Raw genomic sequence first — 25521 nt, forward strand, 5'->3', positions numbered from 1 at the left:
CCGACACACGGGGTGGCCGGCAGAAAAGTCGCTCGCGCTAGTCGAGCGTCGCCGCGGTGTCGATGCCGTAGACCGACTTCGGCGTCTCGACGTGTGCCTGCTCCATCGCCGCGTCGTAGCCGGCCTCGCGGAGCCACGTCATGCGCCGCGGGACGGTCTTCGGACCGAGCACCGCGCCCGGACGGTCCGGGTCGTCGATGAAATCCGTCTCCATGAGGAACGGCTCGCTCGACTCGGCCGCGGCTTCGAGCTCGTCTTTCCGGGAGATGACGCTCGCCGTCGCTCCCTCGATTGGTCCCTCGGAGTAGTGTTTGACCACCCGCTCGGCCGGCAGACCGGCGTCTGCGGCCCACGCTGCGATGTCGGGAAACGAGTCGCCACCTTCCGTGTGGAGTTGGACGGCACAGTCCCGTTCGGCACCGACCGCGAAGGCGTGACACATTACCTCGTTCGACGCCTCCCACACCGCGTCGGTCACGCCGTAGTGCGGCCGCCCGGACTTGATTGCGAGTGCCGTGCCGTCGGCGACGTACTCGCCCGCCACGTCCAGTCCCGTCTGCATCAGGTCGCGGGCCGCTTCGGGGTCGTAGCCGCGGTCGAGCAACTGCGAGATGAGTCCGGGATGAACGCCGAGGACCGGCCACGCGCGACCGGGGAGCTTCTCGCTCGCGCGTTCGGTCACCTCGACCGTGAGGTCGAACGTCTCCCGAAATCCGTCCTCACCGTCGACCTCGCCGACGAGGTGCCACGACGGCTTGTTGAGGACGAGCAAGTGGGTGCCGCCGGCGTTGGCGAAATCGTCCACCGCGTCGGCCCCTCGTCCGTTCACCGGGTCGAGATGGAGATGATTGTCGAGAATCGGTTGCACACCGGCGCTTCGATGGCCGTCGCCGAAAACACTCCGGGTCACGACTGCGACCCGTCGCGCGAGTCTCCCGGGGTAGAACACGTGGCCAAACGCATATACCGATTCGTCGTGTCCACACGCCGTATGAGTAGCAGCTCAGTACTCGGTATCGCCCCGCTCCAGAGCGACGCCACGACGGGTGTCAGTGTCGTGTTCTTGCTGATTCTACTCGCGTTGACCGCCGTCATCATCGCCGGCGGCTGGAAGATGCTCGCGAAAGCCGGCGAACCCGGCTGGGGCGTCATCGTCCCCATCTACAACACGTACCTGTTCTTCAAGATTGGTGGCAACTCCGGCTGGTGGCTGTTGGCGCTCTTCGTCCCGCTCGTCAACCTCTATGCCCTCTACAGGATGTCGAGTGGAATCTCGGAGGCGTTCGGGCAGGGTGCGGGATTCACCGTCGGACTATTCCTCTTGCCGGGTATCTTCCACGCGATTCTCGGCTTCGGCGACTACCGGTATCGGGGGCGACCGAACTGACTCAGACGCCGACGATGACGCTCGTCGCGCCGAGCGTCTCGGCGACCACCCAGCCGACGAAGGCGAGATAGGCGGCGGCGAGCAGATACGCCTCCCCGCCCGTGAGGGTGAGGTCAGTCCGGAGGACGGTAAAGAGGAGAATCGTCGCCACGGTCAACACGCCGAACATCGGTGCGGCGACGGCGAACGAGATCGGCGCGGTTCCCGCGATGAGGACGCCGACCGGAATCGCGACGAGCAGATCGAAGGTGTTCGAGCCGAGGACGTTGCCGAGGCTGGTGATGCCGTCACCGCCGCGGGCGGCCCGCACGCTGACGAGCGCGTCCGGGAGACTCGTCGCAGCGGCCAGAATCGTCACGCCGGCGAGGAACTCCGGAATTCCGAAGCTGGCGTTCAACACCTCGATTGCCCCCACGAGCGACTCAACGCCGAGGAGAATAAAGCCGAGTCCGAGCGCCAACAACCCCCAACTCCGCCACGCGTCGATGTCGTCGACGCGCTCGGCCTCGTGGTCGCTCACGTCCTGCCACTGGATGAATAGATACAGTCCGTACAGCGCGAGCGGAATCGCGGCCAGCGGACGAGTGACCTGTCCCCCCAGCCGGCTCACCTCCGTTGGGTAGTAGATGACGCCGAGCGCGAAGGTGATAACGAGCGCGGAGACGGCAATCATGTAAAACTGGGCTTCCTTGTAGACTATAGTGCGATCGGCCGAGACCGGGCCGTCGGCGATGACGCCGGCGAGCGCCGGAATCACGAGGATGTTGAAGATGGCGGAGCCGACGATGGCCCCGACGCCCATCGAGAAGGAGTCGCTGAGCGCGGTAATGACGACGCTCGCCAGTTCCGGAAAGCTGGAGCCGACGGCGACGACCACTGACCCCTGCACGACCGCCGGCAGTCCGTAGTATGCTGCGAGCTCGTCCGCAGAGCGCTCGAGCCAGCCGCTTCCCAGCCAGATGATGGCCGTCGTGACGGCGATGACGAGCGCGGCGGCGGGCGGCGTCGCCGGCACGAGTCCGAAGAACATACGCTGTCGTGGTCGCTCGCGGAGAAAAGTCTACTCTGTTTCGCCGAGTGTCACGTGTGCGTGGGCGGCGTTCGCGAGCGCGTCCGACCGCCCGTGTTCGCCCGGCGCGAGCGCGACCGTCCGGAGCCCGTGACGGTTTGCAACCTCGACGGCCGGTTTGAAGTCAGTATCACGCGACACCACGACGACGGTGTCGAGTTCGCCGCTCGCGACGAACTCGGTCATGTCGACGGCGAGTTTCACGTCCACGTCCCCGCTGGTGACTGTCACCTCGAAGCCGCGGGCCTCGGCGGCGCGAATCAGCTCCGGCGGTGCCCCCTCATCCAGATACAGCCGTTTCACGCCGAGTCGGCCCTCCTCATCTGCCGTGTCGCGAATCTCGTCGAGGTCCACGTCGAACTCCTCGCGGAAGACGTTCGGGCCGTCGACGAAGACGCCGACCCGCGCTGGCTCGTCCATACCGTCGGTTCACGCCGAGCGGCAAACCGCTATCGATGGCCCCCCAGTCTTTTTAACTGAAAGTAGGCGCTAAGCCCCCTCCCTGCTCGCGCTTACTTTCAGCTAAATAAACGTACCGTCACGCTCTCGGAGTGTGGTTCACCGGCTGAGCGGCGTACTGAGGTGCGTAGGTGACAGCCTGTCGGATACACTCGCAACCGGGAACCGAACGTATTAACGCTCGGCGCGAAACCGTCGATGTATGGCCCTTCAAACGCCGCCGTTGCGTGCGGTGCACGCCGACCGTGGCGCGAAATTCACCGAGTTCGGCGGCTGGGACATGCCCGTCGAGTTCGACGGTATCCAGACCGAGCACGCGGCCGTCCGAAACGCGGCCGGACTGTTCGATGTCTCCCACATGGGCGAAATCGAAGTGTCCGGTCCCGACGCGACGGAACTGATGAACCGACTCACGAGCAACAACGTGGCCGCCCTCGACGCGGGCGAGGCACAGTACGCCGCCATCACGACCGGGGACGGCACGATGCTCGACGACACCGTCGTCTACTTGCTCCCCGACGGCGAGACGTACCTCTTCGTCCCGAACGCGGGCGGTGACGACGACATTTTCGACCGCTGGGTCGCCCACCGAGACCGGTGGGACCTCGACGCGTCAGTCGAGAACGCGACAGAGGAGTACGCCATGTTCGCGCTCCAAGGTCCCGAGGCGGTTTCGGTCGCGGACGACCTCGCGGACGAGCATCTCGGCGGTCTCTCGCGGTTCACGGCGACGAACGCGACGCTCGCCGGGGCGGAGTGTCTCGTCGCCCGCACCGGCTACACCGGAGAGGACGGCGTCGAACTCCTGCTTTCACAGACAGATGCCGAGTCCGTCTGGAACGACATCGCCGACACCGGCGATGGATCGGTCCAGCCGTGTGGACTCGGCGCGCGCGACACCCTCCGCATCGAGGCGGGATTCCTGCTCGCGGGGCAGGATTTCCACCCGGAGACGGACCCGCGTACGCCGTTCGAGGCGGGTATCGGCTTCGCGGTCGACCTCGACACCGAGTTCGTCGGCCGTGACGCACTCGCCGACGCGACCGATCCCGACGAGCAGTTCACCGGCTTCAAACTCACCGAGCGGGGCGTCCCGCGGCACGGCTACGATATCGTCAACACCGACAACCACGTCGTCGGCACGGTCACCTCGGGTACGATGAGCCCGACGCTCGGTGAGCCACTCGGGATGGGGTATCTCCCGATCGAGTACGCCGACCCGGGGACGAACCTGCGGGTTGTCGTCCGCGGCAGCCAGAAAGACGCCCGCGTCCAGCAGCTTCCATTTTACAAACCATGAGCTTCGACATCGACACCGACTGTCGCTACCTGGAATCACACGAGTGGGTCCGTCCGGACGGAGACACCGCTCGAATCGGCATCACCGACTTCGCACAGGACGAACTCGGCGACGTGGTGTTCGTCGAACTGCCGAGCGAGGGCGACGACGTGACGAGAGACGCCGAGTTCGGCGTCGTGGAATCCATCAAGGCGGTTTCGGATCTCTACGCGCCCGTCTCCGGTGAGGTCGTCGCCGTGAACGAACGGCTGTTCGACGAGCCGGAACTCGTCAACGACGACCCCTTCGGCGACGGCTGGATGCTGGAGGTCGCCTACGAGGAGTCGGACTTCGATGGCCTGCTCACGGCCAAAGAGTACCGCGACCAGACCGAGTAACGACTCGCTTCCCTTCGCTGCCGTGTGTGGCGAACAGACGGCTACCTACGCGCGACGGGACGCCGTACTACCGTCTCGGCCGTCGCGGGCGACTCGTCAGAGCATCGCCGAGGTTGGTGCGGCTTCCCCCTTGAACACTCACACGAGCGCGCGAGTATCGCCTGAATCAACCACGTTCGTGGATATATCCCCTATTCTGTCGTCCAGTGTAGCCGCAAACGTGTCGACGAAATCGGGGGTATCAAGAGTCGGGAGCCGTTACAGTGGACAATGACAGACGCGGAGGGTTCTCGATGAGCGGTAGCCCGTATGCACCCCACACGGCGAGTGAGACGACCGCGATGCTGGACGCCATCGGCGTCGACAGCGAGGAGGCGCTGTTCGACATTCCCGAGTCGGTTCGGTTCGACGGCGAGTTCGGTATCGACGCGAAGAGCGAACAGGCCGCCCGCCGTGCGGTGGCGTCGACACTGGCCGACAACGACGACCTGACCGAGTTCCTCGGTCGCGGCCACTACGACCACTACGTCCCGTCCGTTGTCGACCACCTCGCCGACCGCTCGGAGTTCATCACCTCCTACACGCAGTACCAACCGGAGGTCGCACAGGGATTCCTGCAGGCGCTGTTCGAGTACCAGTCCATGCTCGTCGAGCTGACGGGGCTTGAGGTGGCGAACTGCTCGATGTACGACGCCGCCACGGCTCTCGGTGAGGCCGCCACGCTCGCCGAGCGGCTGCGCTCGATCTCTGGCACGCGCGTGCTCGTTCCCGACCTGTTACACGAGGGTCGCCGCGGCGTCCTCGACAACTACGTCGCCGGCAGTGACCTTACAGTCGAGACGTATCCGACGGCGGACGGAAACGTCGACCGCGAAGCGCTCACGGAACAGGTCGACGAGACGACCGCGATGGTGTACGCGGAAAACCCGACCGTCCGAGGCACCATCGAGGAAGGACTCGATACCGTCGGCGACCTCGCCGACGAACACGACGCACTGTTCACGCTCGGAACCGACATCGTCGCGCTCGCACTCCTGGAAGAGCCGGCGAGCGTCGGTGCAGACGTGGTCGTCGGCGACGGGAGCGCGCTCGGACTCGGCTCCGCGTACGGCTTCGGACTCGGACTGTTCGCCTGCCGCGGCGACCGCGAGCTCCTCCGGCAGGTGCCTGGCCGACTCGTCGGTGCGAGCGAGGACAGCGACGACCGCCGCGCGTACACGCTGACGCTCCAGACGCGCGAACAGCATATCCGCCGGGAGCGGGCCACCTCGAATATCTGCTCGAATCAGGCGTGGGTCGCGCTCCGAACGGCGATGCACGTCGCCTCCCTCGGCCCGGATGGTCTCGTGGAGTTGGCGAACGACAGCGTTCGCCGCGCCCGCGAGACAGCCGGCCGGTTGGATGAACTCACAGGGGTACAGGCACCGGTCCACGACCGCCATCACTTCCGCGAGTTCGTCGCGCGGGTCGACCAGCCGGCCGAGGCAATCGCCGCCGACCTCGAAGCCGAGGGATACGCTGTCCACGCCGTGGGCGACCACGAGATACAGGTCTGCGTGACGGAGGCGAACGAGCAGGCCCTCGACGGTTTCGTCGCGGCCGTCTCGGAGGTGGTTCGGTGAGCCGCCAACAAGAGCGCCCCGACGAGCAGTCGGAGACGCTCACCTTCGAGCAGGCGTCGTGGGTCGACCCCGACGGCGACCGCTACGAGCCGCTGTTGTCGGAGAAAGGCTCCGAGACCGTCGAGGTGGACTCCGAGCTTCCCGACGACCTGACTCGTGATTCGCTGGAACTCCCGAACCCCTCCGAGCCGGAGCTCGCGCGCCACTACACCCGGCTCTCGGAGATGAACTACGGCGTCGAATCCGGTCCGTTCCCGCTCGGCTCCTGCACGATGAAGTACAACCCGAAGTTCACCGAGGACCTCGCGGCGCGGGCGGACGCCTCGATACATCCCGACCGCTCCGAGCGGAGCACACAGGGGACACTCGGTCTCTTACATGAACTGCAGACGTATCTCGGCGACATCGGCGGGATGGACGCTGTCACCCTCCAGCCACCGGCTGGTGCGGCGGGTGAGTTCACCGGAATCCTCGTCGCGAAGTCGTACCACGAGGCGAACGGCGACGAGCGCAGCGAGGTCATCATCCCGGAGTCGGCCCACGGAACGAACTTCGCAACCGCAGCGATGGCCGGCTACGACGTGGTCTCGCTCCCGTCGAACGAGGCGGGCCGCGTCGACACCGAGGCGCTAGAGGCAGCACTTTCGGAGGAGACGGCCGCGCTCATGTTGACGAATCCGAACACGCTCGGCCTGTTCGAGCGCGACATCGAGGAAATCGCCGAGATGGTCCACGACGTTGGCGGCATCCTCTACTACGACGGCGCGAACCTGAACGCCCTGCTCGGGCGTGCGCGACCCGGAGACATGGGCTTCGACGTCATGCACTACAACGTCCACAAGACGTTCGCCACGCCACACGGCGGTGGTGGCCCGGGAGCCGGTCCGGTCGGCGTCACCGAGGAGCTCCGGGAGTTCCTGCCAGACCCACACGTCCGCGCGACCGACACCGGCTACGAGACGCACACGCCGGACAACTCGATCGGAAAGGTCCACGGCTACGACGGCAACTGGCTCGTTCTCCTGAAGGCTCACGCTTACATCACCCGCCTCGGGGACGCGGGACTCGCCGACGCGAGCGCGAAGGCCGTCCTCAACGCCAACTATCTAGCAGAGCAGATCGACTACGAAATTCCGTTCGGCCCGTTCCACCACGAGTTCGTCGCGTCCGCGGGCGAGCAGGATGCCGCCGACGCCGCAAAGCGAATGCTCGATTTCGGCGTCCACCCCCCGACGACGAAGTGGCCCGAAATCGTCCCCGAGGCGCTGATGACCGAGCCGACCGAAATCGAGTCGAAACGCACCCTCGACCAGCTCGCGGCGGCGTTCAACGCCGCGAGCGCGAGCGACACCGACACCATCGAGCACGCGCCGAGCCGCACCGCTGCCGGGCGAATCGACCAGACTAGCGCGGCACGAAACCCGCGACTGTCGTGGCAGGCGCTCGACGACGAAGAGTAGTCGCTTACGCGGCGTTCGTATCGACGGCGACATCGCCGTTCGCGATGCGCACGAAGCCGTACTCGCAGTCGGGGCAGTGCCACTTCGCCTTCGTGCCGAGGTGGACCTTCATCGCGGCCGCACGATAGAACGTCTTCTCCTCGCCACACTCCGGGCAGTCGCGGTCGAGTTCGAGGCTCATACCCGTATTCTCATCGCCGGCCACCTGAACGTACCGGATTCTGGTGTCGGAGCTGATAAACTCTATTCGGGGATACGAAAACCGCAGTCCAGTAGTTGAGACTGGCTGACTCAATGCACACGGTTTCGATCGGCTCCGCCGGTGTCTGATTTATTGACGCCCGCCGTCGAATCCGTGGGTATGCACGCCGTAATCAGGTCGGTTTCCACGTGAGCCGGGATACTCGCTTTGCTAATCGTGTCGCGACCATCGACCGGCTTCCACTCGCGCGCGCTGCACTCGCCGCAGCGATTACGCTCGCCGGTGTTCACAAACTCGTTGCGCCGGCACCGTGGGACGCGATGGTCGTCCAGTCGTGGGCCGACACGCTGTTACCCGTCTCGACTCGGACGTGGACACTCGCAAACGCGGTCGGGGAGCTACTCGTCGGGCTACTGCTGTTCACTACCCGCTACACCGCACCGCTCGCAGCGTTCGTGTTCCTCTCGCTGTCGGGCACGCTCTGTTACATCGCGCTCGCCGCGGTGACCGGCGCGAACGTCGGAATCGGGACCGAACTGCTCGTCATCATCGCGATTCACGACATCGGGTTGGCGGGACTTGCGGCCCGGGTCACGCTCGATGCACTCACACGCGACTCTTAAGTTCGACCCGATAGCCGAACGGGTCGCGAACGTACACCGCGCCCGCGACGCCCGTCGCGCCGAGTGGCGAATCGAGTTCCTTCTCGATATCGACGCCGGCCTCCGTAAGCTGTGATTTTACCGTCTCGATGTCCTCCTCGACGACGATACAGAGGTGGTCGTAGTTCACCGCCGCCTGTGGCTCGAAGTCGTCGGTCGGCCAGAGATGGACAACGCCCGTCGCGGAGAGCCGCACGTCGAAGAAGGGCTTTTCGCCCGCCTCGTAGAGGTCGTCCTCGATTGTGAAGCCGAGCTTTTGCTCGTAGAACTCCCGTGCCGGCTGTTTCCCGTCGGCCGGGACGTTCAGGTTCACGTGGTCGATGTGGCTCGCCTGCATACCCGTGTTTGGGACGCGCCGGCAGAAAAGCTGTTCCGGCGTGGTCAGCGTGGGTGCGAATTAAACCGCCGGCGGTCGTACCCCGAGTCATGAAGGTGTACACCGGCCGCGGTGACGAGGGAATGACCGACCTCCGGGACATGTCGCGCGTCTCGAAGACAAGTTTCCGCATCGAGGCGTACGGCACCGTCGACGAGGCGAACTCAGCTATCGGCGTGCTCCGACCCTCGGGCTACGACGACGTGGACGAACAGCTCCGTGAGATCCAAAATCACCTCCACATCGTACAGGCGGACCTCGCAACGCCAGACCCGGAAGACGAGGACACGCCACACCTCCAGCCGGAACACACCGAGTGGCTGGAGGAGCTTATCGACGGTTACGACGACGAACTGGAGCCGCTGGAGTCGTTCATCCTCCCGAGCGGGAGCGACGTGGGCGCACGGCTCCACCAGGCCCGCGCCATCTGTCGACGCGCCGAGCGCCGGTGTGTCGACCTCGCCGGCGACGAGCCGATCAACGCCGAGGTCGTCGCGTACCTGAACCGGCTCTCCGACGCGCTGTTCGTCCTCGCGCGTGTCGTGAACGCACGCGACGGCATCGAAGAGGAATCGCCGCAGTACTGAGCTACCGAAGCGTAGTTCTTAAGCATAGCCACGGGGTACGAACGAGTACGGGTTGGTGGTCTAGTCCGGTTATGACACCTCCTTCACACGGAGGAAGCCGGCGGTTCAAATCCGCCCCGACCCATACGCGGCACGTACGGATTGTATTCGACTGTATTCCTCGGTTTTAGGCCTTCTAACCGAAGAATCTGTTATATCGACGTAGATTTCGAGGTCGTGAATCCATTCGGTCGTTGCACGCGGAGACCCTCCGTATAGCGATCCGGTTATTGACAACGGTTGCTCATATATAAACGTGGGTGCTGATGGGTGGCTCTGGAGCGCGCAAGAACTGCCCGTGGACTTGGCCTTCCCGATGGGCAGTTGCTGTCTGGTACGGACAGCCCTACGACCTCGTACGCGTCTTCAAGATCAGTTGGCGTGCGCCCTGACCAGTGGACTTCGGTTCGGGGAGGCGGCATCATACTCACGGTTCAAATGCCCACGGAGCGGTGCGTGGGCGACCCCCTCGGATTCCCTCACGACCAATTCGTTAAACTCGACGCGGTACTCTTCGCGTCCCGCGCGGATTCTCGTCTATGTTCCAACTGAGAAGAGGCTGGAAGTCACAATCCTTCACCCGGGGGATTCCGACGGTATAGAGGCTTGTTGTAAACTAAAATGCGGAAGATCTTTTAACTGTTAAGACAATATAGTTTACAAAGATGCTTACGAAGGCCGGGCTCGCTATTCTAGACGTACTGAGTCTCGGGGGGGATGTAACCGCACAAGAGCTGGCTGTAGAAACCGGGTATAGTCGCAAGCAGGTCTACCGCGTCGTTGACGACTTACTCGACAAAGGGGTACTGGACGAGTCCAGAGCGCAGCACAATCAGCGTGTCCTGCGCGCCTCTGATGATCCGATTGTCGAAGCGTACCGGGACCTGACATCGAACCTCGGGCACGTGGACTGGGCGGACCTCCTCTCACCGGCCACGATACAGGTCTGCTGGTACCTTGATGAACCACGCCGCATCACCACGATCGCTGACCGATTAGGAATTACGCGACAGGCTGTCCACAAGGCGTTATCCCCGTTGAAGAACCGAGCGATGCTCGCTCCCGCCGGCCCAGAGTACGCACTCGCCGACGACCTTCACCCCTTACTCGAATTCGCCAACACCGTCGTCAGGCATGGCCACCGCAACCGTGTTCGGCGACTCGCGCCCAGTGCCACAATTGCGTGGTATGACCCGAAACGCGCGCTCGTCCAAGTACAAACCTCCGAAGACACGGAGAAACTCCAGAACGCCGACGACTGGGACGTGACTGGATTAGCGGAATTCCAAGCGTACGGCCTGCAGTTCTTCCTTGCAGGAGAACCCGCCTTCTGGTACGCGCCAGACGACGATCTCACCCTTGCAGACATCGTTTGCCATACGCTCGTCCTCAACACTGACTCCCGACGCGTGAGCTACGCGATGCTGCTCATCGAACAGGAACGAATCGAACAGGAAACACTCACCGAGACTGCGACTTGGTACGGTCTGGACTCAATGATACCCCGGATGTATCGTCTCATAGACGAAGGCACCGACGCCGACGATGAGATGGAGGCGGGAAGTCCCTTGCCGAGTGCTCAAGAATACGCGGCGCTGAAAGATCAGTATGGAGTCGTATAAATGACCGTCTTCAGCGGCGAGGAGGCCATCAAGACGTTTCTTGCCGAGTTTGACGAGTGGCTCTCAGAATCGGTGGACGTGTACCTCCTTGGCGGGTCTGCAATGACAGTTCGGGGGCTGAAAGATCAAACCGAAGATATCGACTTGGCTCTCGGCGTGCCAACCGAATTCGAACACGTCTATCACGCCCTTCGAGAACAAGGGTTTCAGGTGACGGGTGAGCCGACCGCGTCATTCGAAGGGGTCGGAAAAACGGTTGAGCTCTACCATCCCGACCGCGGGTTTCGGGTTGACTTGTTCGAGCAACAGGTTGTCGGGAAAGTCTGGATCACAGAGGGCATGCACGATCGGGCGGACGAGTTCTGGACAGGGGAACGTGCAACGGCGTACGTGCTCGCTGATGAGGATTTGTTCTTGTTGAAGGCAGTGTCCGGCGGCGACTTAGGAGCTGGCAGACGACGCGACATTGAGGATATGCGGACGTACGCGCAGCGTGGACTCGCCTACGAAGTGATCCTCAACGAGATTGAGGAACAGCGCCCGTTCAATACGGGGTCAATTGAAGCGACGCATATCCGTAATCAATCTCATCCGTTATTTACTATCGAGGTGGCTGTACAGTCGCTTTCCGGGCTGCCATCCTCGTTTACAGATCGCGTGTCGGAGTTCGCAACCGAATTCGAAGTTGAGTACGGTATCTTGGAAGCGGTCGATGAGGGTCTTCGGAGTCCACGCGCGATCAGCGAACGTGTTCTTTCGAACGTCCGAGAGCTCTCCGTTGGCGACGAGGAGGCGGTGTCTGCTGGGATCGATCGTCTCGTCGAAAAGGAAATTCTTGACCGAGAAGGGGATACTGTTCACCCCTCGTCCAACTAACTCGCTGCTTTCGAATCTCTCAGTGACGGCACTGGGATGAGGATGGCAAGCGTTCGGCAGTACGTCTCTGGGTACGTACTTGTGCACATCCATGTGTACGTCCACAAGTACGTGTGTACGTACATTCTGCCGAACGTTAGTACTCCCAGCGGAGATCCGATATCGAGGTACTGATAGCGATCATGGACGGAACGCGACCAGAACCAACCTACGTATTAACAATCCAATCCAGCGGTGTAGTGCCGTGGGATTTCCTCGTCTCCGGACGGGGGAACATGTTCGTCTCGTTCATTTGTTGGTTGTTCGTCGTATATACGTTCCCTTGGATTAGTAGCGAAGCACTCAGGACGGCGTGAGTAGGTCGTCGATGTCCGCTACGCTGAACAGGGACCATGAGTCGTCGAGTTGTGCTTCGAGTCCGTCGACGAACCCGTTTTTCGAGAACAGGGCGAACTGCTCATCTCGATTCGACGGTCCCCATCGGACGTTCTCCGCCTTTGCTCGCAGGCTCTCGACGAGGTCTTCCCCGACCGGATCCGTCGTCCACTTACATTCGGCGAGGAGGACTCGGTCGTCGTTCGGTGCCAGCCCGACGATATCGATCTCCTCTTGTCCGTACCACCAGCGACCGACTTCGGAGTACGGTTCGAATGCGCCACGTCGAATCCCTTCCCAGACGACTTCTTGGCATACGTCCTCGAACGTGGTTGCGACGTGCGTTGGGAGGTCCGGTTCAATCGTCCCCTCGTACACGATTTCCGGTGCTTCCTCGATACTGGATCGATGCGGCTCGACATACCGAAACCAGAACCGAAGGAACTCGTCCGCAACTCGGTACCGTGACCGCTTCGATTTCTTCCCCGAGGCCGTGACTGGGACATCTCGTTCGATGAGGCGGAGGCGGCGAAGTGTCTGTAGGTACTTCGAGAGCGGTCCCGGATCGATTCCCGTTGTGCCGGAGATTTCGTTCGGTGTTGTATGGCCCAGTGCGACTGCTTCGAGGATGCTCATGTACCGGGCTGGGTTTCGGAGCTCGGTGCGCAGGAGGAACTCGGGCTCGTTATACAGTACCGCAGATGGTGATAGGACGTGTGATCGAATGTTCGCCGCGAGCGACTGGTCGTAGTCGAACAGCGTGAGGTACATCGGGGTACCACCCGTGACGGCATACGAGCGAACCGCGTCCCTGAAGTCGTACGAGATGACCTCTCGGGCCTGTTGAAACGAGAACGGCGTTACGTCGAGTTGGGCCGTTTGTCGCCCGTACAGTGGGCTCTCGTGCCCCAGGATCTCTGACTCCATCGTGCTCACGCTCGACCCACAGAGCACCAGCATCGAGTCCGTCCCATCAAGCTCCTGGTCAACGAACGCTTGTACGTACGACGGGAGCGAGTCGTTCTCTTCGACGAGATACGGGAACTCGTCGATGACGACGACAAGATCCTCTCGCTGGAGGTTCTCCCCGAGGTATTCGAACGCTTCGTCCCAACTGTCGATTCGCGGGACGCGCTCATCGAAGTAATCCGCAACTTGCTCAAGGAACTTCTCGCGCTGTCGATGCTCGGCTTCCTGCGCGGCAAGGAAGTACATGTGGGGACGGTCAGCACAGAATTCTTTGAGGAGTTCCGTTTTCCCAACCCGACGCCGGCCATAGACGACAACGAAGTCCGAACCGGGGGACTCCACCGCAGCGGTGAGTGTATCGAGTTCTTCCTCCCGGTCGTAGAAGGTCATACTTAGGATAATGATTACTGCGATAATGACTTAACAATTCGGGTAGCCACTGGAGTGATTCTCGCACTGCAACCAAGACACCGAACCTGACGAGGGATACAGGCGAGATGGGAACTGGATCTGCGGGAAATTGTTTTCGCGTGGTGTCGACGATTCACTCCTCGAACCCGGGACCGACGGTAAACGAGGCCGGCGCGCAGGGAAGTTGGTTGTGCTGACACCACCGGCAGTGCTCGCCCGAAGTGTACCGACTGAACGAGAACTCAGCAATATCGTTCATCGACGACGTCACGTCATCTCTGACTGCTTCCAGATCACTTTCGCTGAATGTTCGGGATTCAACTTTTGGACCGATGTCTCCGACATAGGCGTATCCCGCACGTGCTACAGGTCCATCGTACAGGTCACGGCACGCTAACAGGTAGATTGGGAGTTGTTTGTCGTCCTGTAGGTCGCGGTGGCGTTCGGTCGCCTTGTAGTCGATGACGACCAGTTCGTCGTCAGGCGTCCGGTAGACGGCGTCAATGTAGCCGACGAGTTCGTGCCCATCGATATCGAGTTCGAACTCTCGCTCCGCGTCGATGATCTCGTAACTGGGGAGATCTAACTCGAAGTACCGGTCGATGCATTGTTTTGCCGCCGGGAGCGCGTCCTCAGCGCGGCGCTGACTGGCGAGTCGCTCGCAGATCTCGTACCACTCTTTACGGCGTTTCACATCTTGATTTGCAGCTTGCTCGGCGGTGTCGTGGAACAACAACCCGATTGTACGTTGCGACACGCCATCACCGGCGTCGCTTGTGGTCTCTTGGTAATCGGGGAACGCGTTGACCACGTAGTCCAGGTAGTGGCTCCGCGGGCATTCCTCGTAGGCGGCCAGCGACGTGTAGCTGTGCGAGAGCGGCGGCGACGGTGCCGACGGGCCAGTCAGCGACGTCACTTGGAGTGTCTCTCGCTCGACGCTCGGTGAGAGATCTCCGTTGAGAGTGGCTGTTGCGAAGTCTAGGACGCGGTCGCGCGCAGCTTCGACTGCGAGTTCTTCGCCGTCGTGATTGACGGTCCCACCAACATCGCCGACTGTCTCGCTGGCCAGTGTGTCAGTCCAGTTTGCCGTCTCGTCCGGGAGACACTCTTGGACGTCCCTCCAGAGCGGGAGGTGTCCTCGCTTTGGCTGCCATGGGATTTGAGATGGAAGCATTTCGTCAACAATCTCTGAAACAGAGTTCTCGCCCTCACCGTTGTCGTCTTCTTCGCTGCCACCCTGCAGGACGAGGGCGTCTTCGGCACGCGTGATCCCGACGTGGAACACGCGGCGGGTCTCACGAGCATCCCGCTCGACGAAGTCCTGCGCGAACGCTGCTTCCGCACCATCCGAGAGGCTGGTTTCGAGCGCGTCGTACGTACGTGAGCTCGGGGCCCATTCATCAGCCGTGATTTGCGGGATGAGGACAACCGGGAAGTCTAGGCCCTTGCTTTTGTGGATGGTCATCACGTTGACCGCGTCGTCAGCGACGTCCGGCTGACTCGTGGGTGTGGTGCCACTCTCGTCGAACAGGGAGTCGTAGTGTTCCAGCGAGTCGATGAACTCCGGGGTGAGCGGTGGTTGGACGGCACTATCCCCGTACTGTTCGATGACGTCCTCCAGCTGGGCGAGGTCTCGGCGTTCCTGTTCGCTGAGGTACCACTCGATGTTCGTGATGTCCGTGAGTTCGCGGTACAGGTGACTGAGCGACGCCGAGTCGCGGAGTTCGAGTAGTTCCGTGGCATGCTCGCGGGCTTCTGCGACGCGCTCAGGCTCCTCGAACTCGTCGAGCGGCGTCTCCCGGAGTGTGTCCACGAGCGGATCGTCGCCCGCGTTGAGCGTGCGAAGGTCTGCGTCGCACACACGGTAACGCATCAGGAGGACGCGATTCCAGCTTACCTCGTCTTCGGGGCGTGCGAGTGCCTTCAGGTAGGCAGTGACGGTTCCGACGCCGACTGATTCCGTGGCAAGATCGCCAGCAACCTGGTACGGGATGCCAGCATCTTCGAACTCGTCGATAACGGGTGTGGCGTGGTCGTTCTTCCGAACGAGTAACGCGATGTCGCCTGGATCGTACGTCTCATCGAGGTTGTCTGCTGCACCAGTCAGTAAATTCTGTACGACAGTACGAAGTTGGGCTGCACCGTCCGAGTCGTCGTCTTCGTCCGGTAGTTCGACGGTAGCGACGGTGTCCCCGTCGTACGCGGGTTCGTCGACGCGAGTGAGTGTCTTGTGCCGTTCACGGTGGTTGAGTTTCTGAATCGCCTCGTTCGCTAGGTTGAGAATCGGCTGACGGGAGCGGAAGTTCTCCTCCAGCGGTTCGTCCGTGAGCGCCGCAAACGCGCGGTCGAGTTCGTCGGTGATGTTGGCGACGTTCGCGCCGCGCCATTCGTAGATCGCCTGATCGTCGTCCCCGACGACGAACAGATTATCGTCGGTAACGAGTGACGTGACGAGGTCGAACTGGAGGCGATCCGTGTCTTGGAACTCGTCGCAGAATACGTAGTCCCACCGCTCGGCGATTTCCTCACCAACCGGCGAGTCCATCAGGGCAGCTGTCTCGACCACCAGGCCGTCGAAGTCAATGAGATTTCGCTCGTCCAGTTCTCGTTCGTACGCAGCGTACCCTGCGGTGAGATCTCGGGCAGCAAGACAGTCGGAAACAAACGAGTCGAGGTGGTCCGTGAGTTCAAGATCCAGATTGTCTGGGATCCCTTTCGGAGCACCGCTTGCGTACCCTCCGAACAGGTACTTCGGGAGTTTGTACGCGTTGTCTGGCAGGTTACGCTCGCCATCTTCGTGGGCCTCGAACGCGGTTTCAAGCGCAGCACACAGATCGACGAGCCGGTCGAGGAAATCCCGAGCACTGGCTTCGATCCCGTCCGTTCCCAATGCATCGCGTTCCGCGGCGAACTCATCGCGCACATCGGGAAGTGAGTCCAGCACGCTCGACACGGACCGGCCGCCGAGATTATCGCTGGCAATCGTTTCGATGCGTTCCGGCAGGTCGGCGAGATCGTAGACGCGGTCGGCGGGCCCGAGGAACGCGTCGATGTCGGCTGGCGAGATGCCGCTGCGCTTCATCGACCCGATAAAGCTGAGCAGCTTCGACGCAGCTCCGGACGCGTACCCGTCGCTGCCGTACACGTTGGGTTTGACCGACCGGTACTCGATGTCGTCCAAAACATCCAGCACGATAGCGTACTTCTCGGCGTCCGTGGCGACCTCGAAGTCCGGGTCGATCCCGGCTTCGTAGGCGTAGTCAGTGAGAATCTCGTTACAGATCGAGTGGTACGTGTACGCGTCGATGTCGTACCCCGCTGTCCCGAGTTTCGCGTTAAGCTTCTCCCGCATCGAGTCCGCCGCGTTGTTCGTGAACGTCAACGCGAGAATCCGGTCCGGCGAGACGTCTTCCTCGTCGATGAGGTGCTCGATCTTCCGCACCATCGTGAACGTCTTGCCCGTTCCTGCTCCTGCGAGCACACGCATCGGGTACGCATCGGAGTTGATGATTGTCCGCTGTTGAGGCTCTGGGGACACGTCTTCTTCCGGCACCGGGAACCAAGACGGGTACTCGGACTCGTCGCTCATCGTTGCACCTCCGTGGACAGTCGGTCAGCACACATCTCTCGATAGTCGCAGTCCGGGCACGCCTCCTCAGTAATAAGGTCGAGCGGTTCCGGCTCGTACGTCTCACCCGTGATACCATCGTGGGCCTCCCGGATGAGCGCCCAAATCGTGTCGTAGTGGTTCTCGTAGATTTCCGTGGTTTCCCGAGGCCAGCCACGCGCGGACACGTCGTATCCGTTCGGGGTGCTCTCGAACGACGTGCTGTTGAGGATCCCGTAGAAACTGAACCGAACCTCCATCCCGTCCTCATAGAACGGTTCGTTCTTCACGCCTTCGACGTATGTCGCCGTCTGGAACGCGTTCCGGACCCGCTTCGGTTCGTGGGCTTCTCCGTCGAAATGGTCGCCAAGGTACTCGGCCGTCCCCGACGAAAGAACCCCGTCCGTGTTCCGCTTGTAGTCGAAAATGTGCAGCCCGTCATCAGTCCGGACGACGTTGTCAGCTTTCCCGTGGAGTTCTCGACCATCCACTTCGCACTCCACCCAACATTCCGTGGCGACCGAGTAACGAGCGTGCTCGATCCCGTCACCGCCGTCCGGATCGAAGAACGACGCGATGGCAGCGCGATTCTCAGCTCGCTGGTATTCCTGATGCGCAGCGGATTCGTAGTCATCCGGGGTACTGTGTTCGTCCCACTTCGCATCGAAAACCTCCATCGCCCGGTTGTGTATCGTCTCCGGGTCGTCATCGCGGTCAGTCGCATCACACACGGCCTCGATAGTCTCGTGGTAGATCGTTCCTTGGTTGAGATACAGTTCTGTACGGTCCGGCGCGTTCACGTCTTGCGCGTAGCGGTAGTCGTACAGCCGCGGACACGTCGCGTAGTTCGCTAACCGCGACGGGGAGAGCGACGAACTCATCGCCGCACCTCCCCGTTAGCGAATTCAACACGTGCACGCAACGCTTCTCGGAGCTCGTCTCCTCGGGAGCCGCTTTGTTCGAGCAGGTCCTGAATCTCTCCGAGTTCCGCTTCGACCTCGCCAAGCGACACCGTCACGTCCTGACTGTTCGCGCGGCGCACCTCCGCGAGCGCGTCGTCAACCCGCGACAACAGGTACTGCTCCGCCGCTTGCTCACTCGTAATGTGTGGCTCATCGGCCTCGGTCACCCACGGAAGCTCCTCATACGCCGCTGTGAGGAACCGCGATGCCTGCGTACGCTCTTCGAGCGCTGTGTCTTCGTACTCGTAGAGACAACAGTAGAGCCGGTCTGTCGCCGCGCCAGCACCGACAGCCAACCGTCGCCGCGCGTGCTCCGTGTGGTACTGCGCGAACGGTCGTCCTGACGCTGTCGACGTCGTCGGGAACGTCGCATCCACATCCGCTCCATCGAGTTCCGTTACACCCGGATAGTCCGGCATCGACGCGACTCGCTCGCTCGGGAACAACCGTGTCAGGAACGGGTCGCCTGGGTACTCACTGTCGACGAGATTCACGAGAAAGACCGCGCGGAACGACTCGTTCTTGATCGCTTGCAAGTGATCGACGCGGACGCCGCCGTCGAGATCCGTCGCGCTCGTCTGATTCTGCTGCGGTGCGTACTCGTGGGCGCGTTCGAGCATCTTCTTGAACGACTCCCACGTCGCATCCACGAACTCGGTCTCTTCGAGGAACTCGGCCATGCGGAACGCCCGCCGGACGTTCCCGAACTGCGCCCGTGCATCCAACGGGGCCGCCCGTTCCGCGATCCGCTCTTTCAACCCAGCGTCTGTCGCCCACCAGTGAATCGTGTCTTCGAGACTCTCCGTCTCGCTGACTCGGTTCAAGCGGTCCGTATCGAGTTCCGGACCGTGGTCGGGTCCATCATCTTCATCGTCGGCAAGATACCGAACGGCAGCGAGGAGTTCCCGAATCGCGGGGTCGTCACCGAACCCCGTGACAGTTGTCGATTCCGTCGGAATCCCGGTGCCTTCGAACGCTTCGATAATGTCCGTCACAGCACTACCGCTTTGGTTCGTGGCGACAGCGATGTCGTCGTACCCCCAGTCCGGCTGCACGACGAGCTCTTCAATCTCGTTCGCAATCTCAGCGAGTTGTTCGTCACTGGAGTCTGTAGCGAGGACGGACACCGACCCGGCTTCTGGATCTTCCGGGACCGTTTCTTCGGCGAAATAGGCTGCCGTCACAGCTGGTCGCGTCGACGGCGTCCCCGATGCCCCACATCGGGATTCGCTGAACGAGACGTAGTCCGTGACTGGCCCTGTCTCAACCCACGTCCGGCGTACACTCGCGTTCTCCTCGGCAACACAGACGAGCTCGCAGTCTCCCGCGAGCGCGTCGAGATACGCGCGATCAAGCGGGAAGAACTCCTCAAACTCGACCGCGAGCACCGCGTCGAAATCAACGACGTCGCCGCGGGCATCCCCGGTGAGGACATCGAGCGCTTCCGAGATGAGTTGCCCGCGTTCCATGTGCCCGTGCTCGGCGAGCCACGCGTGGAACGCGTCGAGCGCAGCCGTGATGTCACGGAGTTCCGGAGTCTCGTCAGGCCTGACCGTCTGCCAGGAGATCGTACCCATCACCGCATCCACGTCCTCGATGAACGACGGCTGTGCAGACGCGCGTTGGAGGTACTCCGTTTCCCACTCGTAGTCTGCGAGGAACCGGTACAGGAGTTCCCGCCGCAGGGCGTCGGAGAGAATGACGCGGTCATCGGTCTGGTTGAGGACATCAGTCGCGTGCACCACCGACGACGTCACGTACGGCGTCGCCGCGCCCGGCAGTTCCTCACCTAACGCTTCACGGAACGTGTCCGCGCTCGTCGGCGCACCGGTGATGACGAGCACATCCTCAGAATCGTGCTCGTCGAGAAGCATTCGGTATTCGTTTCGCGCTGTCCGTTCGACGTTTTCGGCCCCGAACGGTACCGTGACTAACGTCCCGTCGAACTGCTGGTAAACAGATGATAGTGACACGGAATCGACCCTCGGATAATTAGAAACGTTGGTTGATTCTGTGATAAGAGTACTCCTAATTCCGCTATTTCTCTCCATCTACTCGCGCAGTTTGTCGGCAAAGCGTCTATACCTCCGTGTTGAGTTGTCCGGAGATGATGGTATGACTGAGACAGATGACTTGCGGCGGGAATTGAAGACGTTTACACGCCGGTGGGAGCAACTCACCGCGGTTCCCGAGACACCTCGCTTGCTGATGGACGTGATCGAATACTCGTTAGGAACGCAACGGAAGGCCGAGGTGTACATCAACCGGCTCTTCGCATATTTCCTCGACCCGGAGCAGCCCCACCGAATGAACGCGGAATTTCTCCGCGTATTTCTCAATGGCCTACCCGACACGTGTGGATTCGAGGAAGATATCCACGATCTCTCCGACGTTGTCGTCGACGATCAAGTACGGCTCACTGAGCAGGTCGACGGAAACACAGTGTCGTCAGGATTTGTCGACTTAGTCCGTAGTTCACCGTCTTCGATTTTCCAGGCGAACGGTTCCTCGCGATCGAGTCCCCGCTTCCGCAGCATCTGTCCGTCCAATCGCAACGACATCACCAGCTCGTCCCCGTACTCAACGGCCTGTTCGCGGCTCAGTACGATGTTATCGAAATAGCTGTTTCCGTTTGACTTGGACGTAGCCCACTCTACAGACCAATCGGGGTTGAGGTCGGTTAATGACATAGTCGGAAAGGAGTCGCAGGGGCAGAAGAATCCGTGTGATTCTCACACTACTTCGAGGGCAGCGTGTGCATCCAAGCAGACACGAGGTTCGTCACTCGAAAAATAGAAGCGATTCGCTAGTCGGTCCTCGTCTCAGATCTCATCGAGGTAGCCGCGGCGCTGCTCCAGCTTCACCTCCGCGGACCGTTTGTCGTAGTGCTTGTCGAGCACCTTCCGGCTCACGTTCATCCGGTCACTAACCACGTCAATCGGCACGTCTTCCGTGAGGAAGTGCGTGATACTCCCGCGACGAATCGCGTGCGGGCTAACTGCCTCGGCACACTTCCTCTCGATTCCCCGGTTGCAGTCAGGACACGGCTCGTCGATATAGCACGGCGCGGTGATCTTGTTGATTTTTCGACGGAGCGTTCCTCGACACATCCGTCCATGTTCTGTTGTCAGCAAGGGCTCCCTGCCGTATTCGTCGGTGATGTCGTACCGGAATGTATCGACGTGGTCTTTGAGTAACTCCGTCACTTCGGCAGACATCGCTACGAATCGTTCGCCGCTCTTTCCGTTTTTCAACGTCGTCCCCTGCTCGGGCCGATGAACGAGTTCGACACGTTTCTCGTCGAAGTTTACGTCAGTCAGATCGACGGAGTAGGCAGCCCCCATTCGCATTCCGGTTTCCCAAAGGAATGCGAGTAGGACGTAATGCATTGAGGCGTACTCGTACCGCGAGAGGTATGCGAGAAGCTTCTCTGCTCGCTCCGCCTCAAGGATTTTTTCGCTACTCTGTTGGCTGCGCCGGACGCGCGGGATCATCAGCTTCGAGTAGAGGCTCTCCGGAACCGCCTCTACCGAGCCTGCCCACTTGAGAAAGACACGGAAGCCCGACATCATATTCTTCATCGTGAGTGCGTTGATATCATCATCGTCAGCCAGCCAGAGCCGGTACCGTTGGATGTCCCGACCTGATAGGTCGTTCAGGTTGTCGATATCCTCCTCGTCACACCATTCCAAGAAGTGCTTCATCCGGTAGCGGTGATTCTGGACAGTCGAGTCTGTACAGTCTGTTGCCTTGTGTTCGAGGAACAGCTTGGTTCCCGTTTTGGGATCAAGCGGTTCGAGATCGTCTTGGTCCGTGGTCACAGTTTTCACGGACCGCCTGTAGAGGGCCTCTATATCGCGTGAACGGCGGCGAACGGTCCGTACGTGGCTCGCTCCACGTCCGCCCCGACCCATGACCGTTTTCAGAGCGAAATCAACACCAGCTAGTCGCCATACCTTCCTCACTCGCCGAATGGGCCGTCGCCGAGCAGTTCCTCCAGACTCTCTCCGTCGTCGGTCGGTGGCGAGGAGTCGACCGGGTCGTCCGGAGATGTCGACGCGCTGGTATCGGGCAGCACTTCGATGACGGTGTCGTCGTGGTCAGCCGCTGCGAGGATGTCGCCGACAGCGGCTCCCGGGAGTTCCACCGACAGGAGAGAGACGACGCCGGCGGCCGCGCCGAGGTCTCGACAGTCGGCCGCTGCGCGGTGGGCACGTACCATCGCAGCCAACTGTTCGTCGGTAACGTTGAGCGTCGGCTTCAGCTCTCGCCACCGCTCGGCCGGGAAGACGACGGTGACGAGTTCATCGTTGACGTACACCGGCGTCACGAGAGTCCCGTCGGCGGCCGTCGCGGCGGTGAGCCAGCGGCCCAACGCGGCGCGATTTCGCTGTGTCCACCGGTGGAGTCCATCCAGCAGTCGGACGAGCGAGGGCTCACCGTCGGCGGTCTCGTCGTAGACGGCTGTTTCACGGGCTCGCTCGACTGCTTCCGGCGGGATGGGGGCGGCAAACGGCTCGACCGTGGCTCCCGGCTCCGGAGTTGACTCCGGCGTCGAACGGTCGGAAAACTGGTCGCGGACTCGGTCCGTGAGACGAGTGAGTCGTGAGTCAGCCATCTGTGGGGGGGGTCGCGTCGCCGCGAGATATTTCAGCACGGAAACAGTCGAATAAATGTGTTGCGATAACTGTGTCCTGTCACAGACAACAGCCGACGCAAACTCCAAGCGTGTCTGCGCGTATACCATACGTATGCGGTCCATTCCGACACCACCTGACGCTGGTGTCATCGACGCGGTACGGTTCGGCACCGACACGTTCCGGTATCTCGGCGGTATCCAGACCCGGTACGACGACGCGCTCCAGATTCCGATTCCGACGCGACCGCCGCTGGTCATCGTGACGAATCCGACGCTGGCGCGTGACCTGCTCTCGCGACCCGACGACTTCGGACGGGTCCCCGCCCGCGAGACGGACTCGCTCATCGCCTCACAAGGGCTCGTTCAAAGCGAGGGCGAACTGTGGGAACAGCAACGCTCCGTCGTCGCACCGGCCTTCTCCGGACGGCAGGTCGCGGCGTACGCCGACACCGTCGGCAGACGCGTCGAGGCGCTCGCCGAGGAGTGGGCCGACCGCGACGACGACGATATCGACCTCCACCGCGAGATGACGACGCTCACGGTCCGGGTCGCGACCGAGGTGTTACTCGGCAAGGACATCGGCCGCGAACGCGCCGTCGAGTTTCACGAGTGGATGGCGGTCGCCGGCGAGGAACTGGAGTTCGGCATCGACATCGCGACGCCGGAGTGGCTGCCGACGCGGGTCTCTCCAGCGTTCCGTGAGGCCGCGGCCAACATCCGCGGGCTCGCAGAGGACATGATCAAGGACCGTCGCGAGTCGCTCGCGAACGGCGAGCACACTGGGCCGCCGGACATGCTCACTATCCTCATCCAGCGCGAGGACGATCCTGACGTGGAGTATCCCGAAAACCAGATTCGCGACGAGGTGGCGACGTTCCTCATCGCGGGCCACGAGACGACCGCTTTGAGCCTCACCTACACGCTCGCGCTGCTGTCTGACAACTCCGACGTTCGCGACGCGGTTCGCACGGAGGCGCGAGAGGTCATTGGGGACGGCCCGCTCGACCACGACGACGTGGACCGGCTTCCGGCGACCCAGCGCGCGTACAACGAGTCGCTCCGGCTGTATCCGCCGGCGTGGGGGGTGTTCCGGCAGGCAAACCATACGACCGACCTCGGTGACTACGACGTGCCCGACGGCGCAGCGACCATCGTCCCGCTGTGGTCGATTCACCGCGACGCCCGCTACTTCGAGTCGCCGGACACCTTCGACCCGAGTCGGTGGGAGCGCCGTGGGCCGACCAGCGTCGACGCCTACTTCCCCTTCTCGACCGGGCCACACGCCTGTATCGGACGAAGCTTCGCGCTCTCGGGGGCGACGCTCGCACTCGCGCGGCTCGTCGCCGACTTCGACGTGGACGTTGCTTCGGGCGCGCTCGACGACCTCCGGCTCACGCCGACGCTGCGCCCGCGCGAGGGCGTCCCGGCGACTGTCTCGACGCCCGACGACAGGTAGTGCGAGTTAACAGCCGGCGGCGAGTTACATCGGCCGATGGGGAGTGATATCGGGGGTGACGGACTGCGGCGGTGGTTGCTCGTCACCGGCAACCGGCGGGCCGTGACCGGCTTTCTCGTCGTCTCGCTGTACGTCGCGATGTTCCCGCTCAGCATGTTCGACCAGGCCGGCGTCAATCCGATCTTCGGTGAGCGAAGCTCCGTCGCCGCTCTGTTGAACACGCTGCTGTCGGGCGTCATCCTGCTCGTCTCCGTCGTCGTCTCGATCGCCTCCCTGTTCACTTCACAAGAGCTGTCGCCCGTCGGCCGTCAGCGCGAGCGCGTCGACTCTTCCCACGAGTTCCGCTACGAGACGGAGGCGGTACTCGACCGCGAAGTCAGCCCCGTCCGGCCGAGCGCGTTCCTCCGAGCGATTACGCAGGCGGTCCTCCAGCGGGCACAGGAGATCCGCGACAGTATCGACGGCGACGAGTACGTCAAGCCGGTCGATGAGAACTCCGACGGATTACAGGCGCGCATCGACGAGTACGTCGACCGCGTCGCCGACGACACCGAACGGGTGAACCAGACGCTCGGCAGCGACGACACCGACACGTTCGGCATGCTACTTGCTGCACTGGAGTACAACTACGCCGAGCATCTGTACGCCATCCGGCGGCTCCAGTCCCACTACGACGACCAGCTTCACCGACGAGACGGCCGAACTCATCGACGAACTCGAGGACGCGCTCAGATTCTTCCTCACCGCTCTGGAGTAGTTCAAGTCGCTGTATCTCGAACGGGAGTTCTCGAACCTGACCAAAGACCTTATTTACGTCTCCTTGCCGACGATCGTGGTCGTCTCGTACGCCATCTTGGCCGTCGACCTCGAGGCTATCACCGGAACGGCGTTCGGTCTCTCGTACATCCTGCTGTTTGCGGGCGCGGCCTACTCGCTCGCGCTCACGCCGTTCGTCGTCCTGACGGCGTACGTGCTCCGGGTGGCGACGGTCGCCCGCAACACCGTCTCCTCTGGGCCGTTCATTCTGGCACACGAGGAGGCGGACGTCGAAACGAAAGAGTAGC

The 25521-nt window shown here is 62.0% G+C and carries 23 protein-coding genes and 1 tRNA gene; 13 read left to right on the forward strand and 11 right to left on the reverse strand.

Annotated elements, in window-relative coordinates:
* Window positions 1-37 precede the first annotated feature (37 nt).
* Entirely contained in the window at window positions 38-868 is an 831-nt protein-coding gene (locus DMP03_RS02650; RefSeq protein ID WP_152119169.1) for a TatD family hydrolase, read from the reverse strand.
* A gap of 123 nt (window positions 869-991) precedes the next feature.
* Between DMP03_RS02650 and DMP03_RS02655 the strand changes: the two genes are divergently transcribed.
* Window positions 992-1387: a DUF5684 domain-containing protein gene (locus tag DMP03_RS02655; RefSeq protein WP_152119170.1), complete on the forward strand. Its 396-nt coding sequence runs from the start codon at window positions 992-994 to the stop codon at window positions 1385-1387.
* A 1-nt stretch (window position 1388) separates the two neighbouring features.
* Here DMP03_RS02655 and DMP03_RS02660 read toward each other — a convergent pair whose 3' ends face one another.
* Window positions 1389-2417, reverse strand: a complete 1029-nt coding sequence (locus DMP03_RS02660; protein ID WP_152119171.1) for a sodium:calcium antiporter — start codon at window positions 2415-2417, stop codon at window positions 1389-1391.
* Window positions 2418-2447: 30 nt separating this feature from the next.
* Entirely contained in the window at window positions 2448-2876 is a 429-nt protein-coding gene (locus DMP03_RS02665; protein ID WP_152119172.1) for an NYN domain-containing protein, read from the reverse strand.
* Window positions 2877-3117: 241 nt separating this feature from the next.
* On the opposite strand from DMP03_RS02665, the gene gcvT reads away from it, so the two are divergent.
* From gcvT to gcvPB, 4 genes are all read left to right on the forward strand, one after another.
* A complete protein-coding gene (gcvT, locus tag DMP03_RS02670; protein ID WP_152119173.1) occupies window positions 3118-4215 on the forward strand; it encodes a glycine cleavage system aminomethyltransferase GcvT in 1098 nt (365 codons plus the stop codon).
* Window positions 4212-4592, forward strand: a complete 381-nt coding sequence (gene gcvH, locus DMP03_RS02675; protein ID WP_152119174.1) for a glycine cleavage system protein GcvH — start codon at window positions 4212-4214, stop codon at window positions 4590-4592. The genes gcvT and gcvH overlap by 4 nt, the downstream gene beginning before the upstream one ends.
* A 293-nt stretch (window positions 4593-4885) precedes the next feature.
* Window positions 4886-6214: an aminomethyl-transferring glycine dehydrogenase subunit GcvPA gene (gene gcvPA / locus DMP03_RS02680; protein ID WP_152119175.1), complete on the forward strand. Its 1329-nt coding sequence runs from the start codon at window positions 4886-4888 to the stop codon at window positions 6212-6214.
* Entirely contained in the window at window positions 6211-7674 is a 1464-nt protein-coding gene (gene gcvPB / locus DMP03_RS02685; RefSeq protein WP_152119176.1) for an aminomethyl-transferring glycine dehydrogenase subunit GcvPB, read from the forward strand. The genes gcvPA and gcvPB overlap by 4 nt, the downstream gene beginning before the upstream one ends.
* A 4-nt stretch (window positions 7675-7678) precedes the next feature.
* On the opposite strand, the gene DMP03_RS14155 is transcribed toward gcvPB, so the two are convergent.
* Window positions 7679-7855 carry a DUF7838 family putative zinc beta-ribbon protein gene (locus DMP03_RS14155; protein ID WP_172967049.1) on the reverse strand — a complete coding sequence of 59 codons (177 nt, stop codon included), beginning with the start codon at window positions 7853-7855 and terminating at the stop codon, window positions 7679-7681.
* 209 nt (window positions 7856-8064) lie between these two features.
* On the opposite strand from DMP03_RS14155, the gene DMP03_RS02690 reads away from it, so the two are divergent.
* The gene (locus tag DMP03_RS02690; RefSeq protein ID WP_152119177.1) at window positions 8065-8499 is read left to right on the forward strand and encodes a DoxX family protein; all 435 of its coding nucleotides are present in this window, start codon (window positions 8065-8067) and stop codon (window positions 8497-8499) included.
* Here DMP03_RS02690 and DMP03_RS02695 read toward each other — a convergent pair.
* On the reverse strand, window positions 8483-8875 hold the full coding sequence (locus tag DMP03_RS02695) for a VOC family protein (protein WP_152119178.1): 393 nt from the start codon (window positions 8873-8875) through the stop codon (window positions 8483-8485). The genes DMP03_RS02690 and DMP03_RS02695 overlap by 17 nt on opposite strands.
* Before the next feature lie 89 nt (window positions 8876-8964).
* Between DMP03_RS02695 and DMP03_RS02700 the strand changes: the two genes are divergently transcribed.
* The 4 genes from DMP03_RS02700 to DMP03_RS02715 all read left to right on the forward strand — a co-directional run bounded on the left by DMP03_RS02700 (window position 8965) and on the right by DMP03_RS02715 (window position 12038).
* Complete coding sequence (locus tag DMP03_RS02700; protein ID WP_152119179.1) at window positions 8965-9501, forward strand: cob(I)yrinic acid a,c-diamide adenosyltransferase; 537 nt, start codon at window positions 8965-8967, stop codon at window positions 9499-9501.
* 49 nt (window positions 9502-9550) lie between these two features.
* A tRNA-Val gene (locus tag DMP03_RS02705) sits at window positions 9551-9625 on the forward strand.
* Window positions 9626-10205: 580 nt separating this feature from the next.
* Entirely contained in the window at window positions 10206-11162 is a 957-nt protein-coding gene (locus tag DMP03_RS02710; protein WP_152119180.1) for a MarR family transcriptional regulator, read from the forward strand.
* Window positions 11163-12038 (forward strand): hypothetical protein, encoded by an 876-nt coding sequence (locus DMP03_RS02715; protein ID WP_152119181.1) that lies wholly within the window; start codon window positions 11163-11165, stop codon window positions 12036-12038. It abuts the gene before it with no gap.
* Between the two features lie 342 nt (window positions 12039-12380).
* On the opposite strand, the gene DMP03_RS02720 is transcribed toward DMP03_RS02715, so the two are convergent.
* The 6 genes from DMP03_RS02720 to DMP03_RS02755 all read right to left on the reverse strand — a co-directional run bounded on the left by DMP03_RS02720 (window position 12381) and on the right by DMP03_RS02755 (window position 22980).
* A complete protein-coding gene (locus DMP03_RS02720) occupies window positions 12381-13772 on the reverse strand; it encodes an ATP-binding protein (RefSeq protein WP_152119182.1) in 1392 nt (463 codons plus the stop codon).
* Window positions 13773-13926: 154 nt separating this feature from the next.
* Complete coding sequence (locus DMP03_RS02725) at window positions 13927-17382, reverse strand: ATP-dependent helicase (protein ID WP_152119183.1); 3456 nt, start codon at window positions 17380-17382, stop codon at window positions 13927-13929.
* The gene (locus DMP03_RS02730) at window positions 17379-18281 is read right to left on the reverse strand and encodes a RecB family exonuclease (protein WP_152119184.1); all 903 of its coding nucleotides are present in this window, start codon (window positions 18279-18281) and stop codon (window positions 17379-17381) included. The genes DMP03_RS02725 and DMP03_RS02730 overlap by 4 nt, the downstream gene beginning before the upstream one ends.
* Window positions 18278-20236 carry a DNA helicase UvrD gene (locus DMP03_RS02735; RefSeq protein ID WP_152119185.1) on the reverse strand — a complete coding sequence of 653 codons (1959 nt, stop codon included), beginning with the start codon at window positions 20234-20236 and terminating at the stop codon, window positions 18278-18280. The genes DMP03_RS02730 and DMP03_RS02735 overlap by 4 nt, the downstream gene beginning before the upstream one ends.
* Window positions 20237-21184: 948 nt before the next feature.
* A complete protein-coding gene (locus tag DMP03_RS02750; RefSeq protein WP_152119186.1) occupies window positions 21185-22183 on the reverse strand; it encodes a tyrosine-type recombinase/integrase in 999 nt (332 codons plus the stop codon).
* A 140-nt stretch (window positions 22184-22323) separates the two neighbouring features.
* The gene (locus tag DMP03_RS02755; RefSeq protein WP_152119187.1) at window positions 22324-22980 is read right to left on the reverse strand and encodes a hypothetical protein; all 657 of its coding nucleotides are present in this window, start codon (window positions 22978-22980) and stop codon (window positions 22324-22326) included.
* A gap of 133 nt (window positions 22981-23113) precedes the next feature.
* On the opposite strand from DMP03_RS02755, the gene DMP03_RS02760 reads away from it, so the two are divergent.
* From DMP03_RS02760 to DMP03_RS02765, 3 genes are all read left to right on the forward strand, one after another.
* Window positions 23114-24457 carry a cytochrome P450 gene (locus tag DMP03_RS02760; RefSeq protein ID WP_172967051.1) on the forward strand — a complete coding sequence of 448 codons (1344 nt, stop codon included), beginning with the start codon at window positions 23114-23116 and terminating at the stop codon, window positions 24455-24457.
* Between the two features lie 607 nt (window positions 24458-25064).
* Window positions 25065-25214: a hypothetical protein gene (locus DMP03_RS14160; protein ID WP_172967052.1), complete on the forward strand. Its 150-nt coding sequence runs from the start codon at window positions 25065-25067 to the stop codon at window positions 25212-25214.
* A gap of 63 nt (window positions 25215-25277) precedes the next feature.
* Entirely contained in the window at window positions 25278-25520 is a 243-nt protein-coding gene (locus tag DMP03_RS02765) for a hypothetical protein (RefSeq protein WP_207105364.1), read from the forward strand.
* The last annotated feature ends 1 nt before the right edge of the window (window position 25521 follow it).

Source organism: Halosegnis rubeus, assembly GCF_009184545.1.
GTDB classification, from domain to species: Archaea; Halobacteriota; Halobacteria; order Halobacteriales; family Haloarculaceae; genus Halosegnis; species Halosegnis rubeus.

What these genes read in the sequence shown, in the direction of transcription:
- DMP03_RS02655 (WP_152119170.1), top strand. Translation starts at nt 992, where the DNA reads ATGAGTAGCAGCTCAGTACTCGGTATCGCCCCGCTCCAGAGCGACGCC.
- DMP03_RS02660 (WP_152119171.1), bottom strand. Translation starts at nt 2,417, where the DNA reads ATGTTCTTCGGACTCGTGCCGGCGACGCCGCCCGCCGCCGCGCTCGTC.
- DMP03_RS02665 (WP_152119172.1), bottom strand. Translation starts at nt 2,876, where the DNA reads ATGGACGAGCCAGCGCGGGTCGGCGTCTTCGTCGACGGCCCGAACGTC.
- gcvT (WP_152119173.1), top strand. Translation starts at nt 3,118, where the DNA reads ATGGCCCTTCAAACGCCGCCGTTGCGTGCGGTGCACGCCGACCGTGGC.
- gcvH (WP_152119174.1), top strand. Translation starts at nt 4,212, where the DNA reads ATGAGCTTCGACATCGACACCGACTGTCGCTACCTGGAATCACACGAG.
- gcvPA (WP_152119175.1), top strand. Translation starts at nt 4,886, where the DNA reads ATGAGCGGTAGCCCGTATGCACCCCACACGGCGAGTGAGACGACCGCG.
- DMP03_RS14155 (WP_172967049.1), bottom strand. Translation starts at nt 7,855, where the DNA reads ATGAGCCTCGAACTCGACCGCGACTGCCCGGAGTGTGGCGAGGAGAAG.
- DMP03_RS02695 (WP_152119178.1), bottom strand. Translation starts at nt 8,875, where the DNA reads ATGCAGGCGAGCCACATCGACCACGTGAACCTGAACGTCCCGGCCGAC.
- DMP03_RS02700 (WP_152119179.1), top strand. Translation starts at nt 8,965, where the DNA reads ATGAAGGTGTACACCGGCCGCGGTGACGAGGGAATGACCGACCTCCGG.
- DMP03_RS02710 (WP_152119180.1), top strand. Translation starts at nt 10,206, where the DNA reads ATGCTTACGAAGGCCGGGCTCGCTATTCTAGACGTACTGAGTCTCGGG.
- DMP03_RS02715 (WP_152119181.1), top strand. Translation starts at nt 11,163, where the DNA reads ATGACCGTCTTCAGCGGCGAGGAGGCCATCAAGACGTTTCTTGCCGAG.
- DMP03_RS02720 (WP_152119182.1), bottom strand. Translation starts at nt 13,772, where the DNA reads ATGACCTTCTACGACCGGGAGGAAGAACTCGATACACTCACCGCTGCG.
- DMP03_RS02725 (WP_152119183.1), bottom strand. Translation starts at nt 17,382, where the DNA reads ATGAGCGACGAGTCCGAGTACCCGTCTTGGTTCCCGGTGCCGGAAGAA.
- DMP03_RS02730 (WP_152119184.1), bottom strand. Translation starts at nt 18,281, where the DNA reads ATGAGTTCGTCGCTCTCCCCGTCGCGGTTAGCGAACTACGCGACGTGT.
- DMP03_RS02735 (WP_152119185.1), bottom strand. Translation starts at nt 20,236, where the DNA reads ATGCTTCTCGACGAGCACGATTCTGAGGATGTGCTCGTCATCACCGGT.
- DMP03_RS02755 (WP_152119187.1), bottom strand. Translation starts at nt 22,980, where the DNA reads ATGGCTGACTCACGACTCACTCGTCTCACGGACCGAGTCCGCGACCAG.
- DMP03_RS02760 (WP_172967051.1), top strand. Translation starts at nt 23,114, where the DNA reads ATGCGGTCCATTCCGACACCACCTGACGCTGGTGTCATCGACGCGGTA.